Below are 4,430 nucleotides of genomic sequence, written 5' to 3' on the forward strand. Positions count from 1 at the left end.
TCGCCTTCGTCATCGACGCATTCGACCGCGAAATCATCGCCTGGACGGCGGTTGCCAATGCAGGCATTTCCGGCTCAGACGTGCGTGACATGATGTTGGAGGCGGTCGAGAAACGCTTCCATGCAACACGAGCCCCGCATGCTATCGAGCATCTCTCTGACAATGGCTCGGCTTATACCGCGCGGGACACGAGGCTGTTTGCTCAAGCACTCAATCTGACGCCCTGCTTCACGCCCGTGGCCAGCCCGCAGTCGAACGGAATGTCCGAGGCATTCGTTAAAACCCTGAAGCGGGATTACATCCGTATCTCGGCACTACCGGACGCCGAAACGGCGCTCCGTCTCATCGATGGATGGATTGAAGACTATAATGAAATTCATCCCCATTCCGCGCTCAAGATGGCTTCCCCTCGGCAGTTCATCAGGGCTAAATCAACCTAGCCGACGTGTCCGGCGAAACGGGGTGCACTCCACTTGGATACATCGCATCCTTTTCCGGGATGCCCCCCCATCCAGAGGCTGTACCAATTAAATGCCGGATCGGATCGACTTGGCCGCGGGCTCCAAATGAACCGTTATACGACGTCTGATACTTTGTTAGCGCGAGCAATGCACTACGAATGTCCGTAAGACTCTCTTCATCCCAGTTCGGAAGATCGAGACTCCCCGCCTCCTTCTGGATGACCTTGATAGCATCTTGAAGCATGTGAACTTCTTCGAGATCCTTTGGATCATTAGGATCAACTAACGTACGCACCGCGACAAAGGCATAGCGTGTGCCAACAGATTTCTCATTCAGTGTAACGGGCTTCGTGCCATAGGCGACAATTGGCAGATAATGATCCTGATCAACAACCATCATCGACATATAGCGCCTACCTGTATCAGGCAGGGAAATCGTTACCGGCCCTGCAGCAAGGTCAAACACAGCGAATGAATAAAGGGTATCACGGTTCATACGAATGACGGTCTGGTTATCGATCGTCACGGGCTCACGCGAATGCTTGAATTGGCCCAGTCTGCCTATGTCCTTTGCATTGGCTGCGAGGTAACGGTCGGTCTCAGCGCGCGCAAAACTGTCGACGGTAACTGGTATTTTTCTACCTGATGTCTCGGCAATGGCCGCACCGGTCCAGGCAACCGAAGCAATTGTGAGACAGACCCCCATCTTACGGAGCATGCTGTACCTCTTCATTAATTAGGGCTAACAGCCACGTCCCTCCAACAAGATGCGGCAAGGCTCACTTTTAGCATGGGCGGATCATCCGTCTTGCCATTTTGTGCCAACCTCAGCCGAGCGGCGGCTCCCCCGGCGGAATGCAATATTTAAAACGACAATGATATTGGGAACGAAGCTTCTTATCGAAGCTGCGATTGTTCGCGAAATTGCCGCGGCGTGACACCGGCAATCCGGCGAAACGCTCGAGTGAAATGTGCGGGATCAGAATAGCCAGACGCAAACGCGATATCGATAATCTTTGAATCGGTATCCCGCAACAATGTGCTCGATCTCTCAAATCTCACGCAGTCCAGTATATCGGAATATGCAAAATCGACATTCGCTAGTTTACGTTGAAACGTTCGCGTACTGACGCCTGCCATCTCCGCTACCTCAGCAAGCGTCGGAACGCCCCCGTCTAAATAGGACGGCAACATCAGCTTCAGTATTTCTACTATGTCAAAGCCGGATGGACCATCATCATGATTATTCGGCGAGAAATATGGATCAGCTGATTGGTTTGAGAGACTAAGGTCAGAGATTGGTACTCCAATCCAAGCCGCATGCTGTCCAGACAGAAAGCGCACATTTGGCCATCGTGAACGCGTGGCTTCATTCGGCCTATAGTGTGCTTCAAACGCAATTATCGGCGGTGTCCAGTTGGGACCCGTGAATTGCCGAACAATGTAAATCGAAAAAACGTTCTGAAGCCATTGCGCATGCTCAAGATGCTGAAGCTGTTTTTTTATTGCGAGCTTGCTGCAAACCCGTACGTGATCGTTGTCGTGTTCGATCCACATGTTCAGAATAGTATCTTCTCTCGAAGCCTCGTTGCAGGCGTGTCGCAACGCAACAAGCAGTGTCGGAGAGTGAGCGATCAATGCTCTGGTTTTCTCTCTAAGATGAGAAAAATGTAGACGCTGGCTGGCCAGAAACCCAAAATCTGCAATCCCCTGAGAATTCTGGGCAGCTTGAACAAACTGGATTGCTGGTAATACTGGAATATAAAGGTCGCCCTTTGCCTCAAAAGAGGGTGGAAGTCGCACTTTCTCCAAGAGTAATTCCGTGGGCGCGCCCATTTCATTGAGAATGCCGACAAAAGGAAGGAGAAACTGGCTGCGCGTTAAAGGGATGTTGGCCATTACATTTCTTCTCCATCGCCTGGTTGACGTTTGTTTTGCAACAAACCAGAACAAATGCAACGGCTGAGCCCAGGATTAAATGCTAACAATTTAACTGCCGAAAATTATAGTCCTACCGCCACATATCTACCTCCAGCGAGCAGAACCGGACACTGCTCGCAAAATAATGCTCCTCAATCCAAGCCAGCCGAATGAGACGACTTACGCCTAGACGGGAAAGATCGTCGTAGACATTCTTGACTATTCGTCAGAACAAATTGACGGCTTTTCCCAGCAGAATAGGCATACCATCGCCGATTGTGATTGAGATCGCGAGCATTCTTTATGGTTATCGCATGTTATATGACCAATGCATTGACCAACCTGCAGAAAAGCGCTACAATAGCCCTTAAAAACCGATAAATGCTGCCACTGCCACCTGATTAACAGCCGGAGAATCTGGCCATGACTGTAACCGTAAAAGTCGCTGAAGCCAAAACGCATCTTTCAGACTTGCTGGCGCGGGTTGAAGCGGGCGAAGAGGTGATCATTTCGCGTGGCAACACACCCATTGCGCGCCTCGTTGCGCTTGATGAACGGCGTCAGCGCCTGGCCGCGATTGAAGCTGTGCGGGCTTTCCGGACCCAGGCGCAACCGGTCACCCAGGATGAAATCCGCTCGTGGATTGACGAAGGGCGCCGTTGATATGGCATTTATTGTCGACGCCTCTGTTGCCGGTGCCTGGCTGCTGCCAGATGAAGATCATCCATTCGCCACCGAAATGATGAACCAGCTGGCCGATGAAGACGCCGTTGCGCCGGAATTGTTGCAGCATGAAATCCGCAGCATTCTGCTGAGCGCCGAAAAACGCGGGCGGATTGGCGAGGACATGATCTACACAGCCCTGACACGGTTTCGCGCCTTGCCGCTGCGCCTCGTATCGCGCAGTGAGGATTCAGAAGTCGTTCGGGTCGCCCGACGCCATCAGCTCAGTGCTTACGATGCTGCTTATCTGGCGCTAGCCCTGACCGAAGTCCTGCCGCTGGCTACGCTGGATCGCAAACTGGCCGCCGCCGCCAGTGCGGAAAAGGCCATTGTTCTGGGCCCACTCGCCCATGATCACTGAGAGCGATCAATCAGGTGTAATATCGCGGGCCGAAACACTCGATACAATTGCCGCCGTCTTGCCGATGAACCGGCGCGATATGCTGGCCGGGATATTGACGGATGAGGATGTCGAGACGCTCCGCCATCTGGTCAATGAAGGCATGGGCGAAAACACGCTGCGCGCGCTGACCTCGGATCTGGCCCATCTCGAAGCCTGGTCGATGGCCGCAACCGGTAGCCTCCTCCCCTTTCCGGCGCCAGAAGCCCTGCTCCTGAAATTCGTCGCGCATCATTTGTGGCGGCCGCTGGGTGGGTTCTAGCTTGAAGTGCGACTTGCGAACGATAACAATGAGTTATCCCAAGCAAGGAACCCGTCATGCAACGCAGCTACTCGCATATTGACTTGGATGAGCGGCGCAAGATCGCGCGCTGGCGTATGGCAAATATTTCTGTCGAAACTATCGCCGAGAAACTTGACCGTCACCGTTCAACCATTTTCCGTGAGCTCAAGCGCAATCAGTTTAACGATGATGAGATCAAGGATCTGACCGGTTATTACTGCACGGTTGCGGATCAGAAAGCGCGTGAGCGGCGATCGCGGCAACGCAAGCTCATTCGTTTTGCTCATTCGCGTCAATCGGTTTTCGACCGCATAAGCCATGGGTGGTCACCACAACAGATTGCCGGCAGAATGCGGTTGGAACGTCACCCCATTTCTGTCAGCCATGAAACGATCTATCAGTTTGTCTATTCTGCCGAGGGTCGGAAAGATGGGCTTTGGAAGCATCTGCCCGAGCGCCGTACCAAACGACAGCCACGACATGCAAGACGACGTCATGGACGCCGTTTTTCGCCGGAACTGAGCATCCTGCACCGTCCAGACGTAGTGGCCAAACGCAAACAGTTTGGGCATTGGGAATGTGATTTGATCCAGTTTCGCAAGAAGTTCGGCAAGGCCAATGTAACGTCTCTGGTCGAACGGGT

Annotated in this window: 6 protein-coding genes and 1 pseudogene; 5 read left to right on the forward strand and 2 right to left on the reverse strand. The window is 52.9% G+C overall.

Translation table 11 applies throughout. The features are described 5' to 3' along the window. The coding region (locus ACTJKP_RS26310; RefSeq protein WP_440631580.1) for an integrase core domain-containing protein at positions 1-440 on the forward strand (440 nt) is incomplete at its 5' end. Here ACTJKP_RS26310 and ACTJKP_RS26315 read toward each other — a convergent pair. Next, positions 427-1,179 (reverse strand): DUF1254 domain-containing protein, encoded by a 753-nt coding sequence (locus ACTJKP_RS26315; protein ID WP_440632759.1) that lies wholly within the window; start codon positions 1,177-1,179, stop codon positions 427-429. The two genes, ACTJKP_RS26310 and ACTJKP_RS26315, sit on opposite strands and share 14 nt — an antisense overlap. A gap of 179 nt (positions 1,180-1,358) precedes the next feature. Then, positions 1,359-2,360 (reverse strand): helix-turn-helix transcriptional regulator, encoded by a 1,002-nt coding sequence (locus ACTJKP_RS26320; protein WP_440632760.1) that lies wholly within the window; start codon positions 2,358-2,360, stop codon positions 1,359-1,361. A gap of 444 nt (positions 2,361-2,804) precedes the next feature. Here ACTJKP_RS26320 and ACTJKP_RS26325 point away from each other — a divergent pair, with 444 nt between their 5' ends. The 4 genes and pseudogenes from ACTJKP_RS26325 to ACTJKP_RS26340 form a co-directional block, all read left to right on the forward strand. Beyond that, a complete protein-coding gene (locus ACTJKP_RS26325; protein ID WP_440632761.1) occupies positions 2,805-3,044 on the forward strand; it encodes a type II toxin-antitoxin system Phd/YefM family antitoxin in 240 nt (79 codons plus the stop codon). A gap of 1 nt (position 3,045) precedes the next feature. Continuing rightward, positions 3,046-3,465 (forward strand): type II toxin-antitoxin system VapC family toxin, encoded by a 420-nt coding sequence (locus ACTJKP_RS26330; RefSeq protein ID WP_440632762.1) that lies wholly within the window; start codon positions 3,046-3,048, stop codon positions 3,463-3,465. Then, positions 3,455-3,751: pseudogene (locus ACTJKP_RS26335) on the forward strand (integrase); the annotation flags it as partial. The gene ACTJKP_RS26330 and the pseudogene ACTJKP_RS26335, both read left to right, overlap by 11 nt. A gap of 71 nt (positions 3,752-3,822) precedes the next feature. Then, positions 3,823-4,430 (forward strand): IS30 family transposase (locus tag ACTJKP_RS26340; protein WP_440632763.1); only part of this gene is annotated, 608 nt, incomplete at its 3' end.

The sequence above is a fragment of the Brucella sp. 22210 genome, from assembly GCF_052045675.1.
Taxonomy (GTDB): Bacteria; Pseudomonadota; Alphaproteobacteria; order Rhizobiales; family Rhizobiaceae; genus Brucella.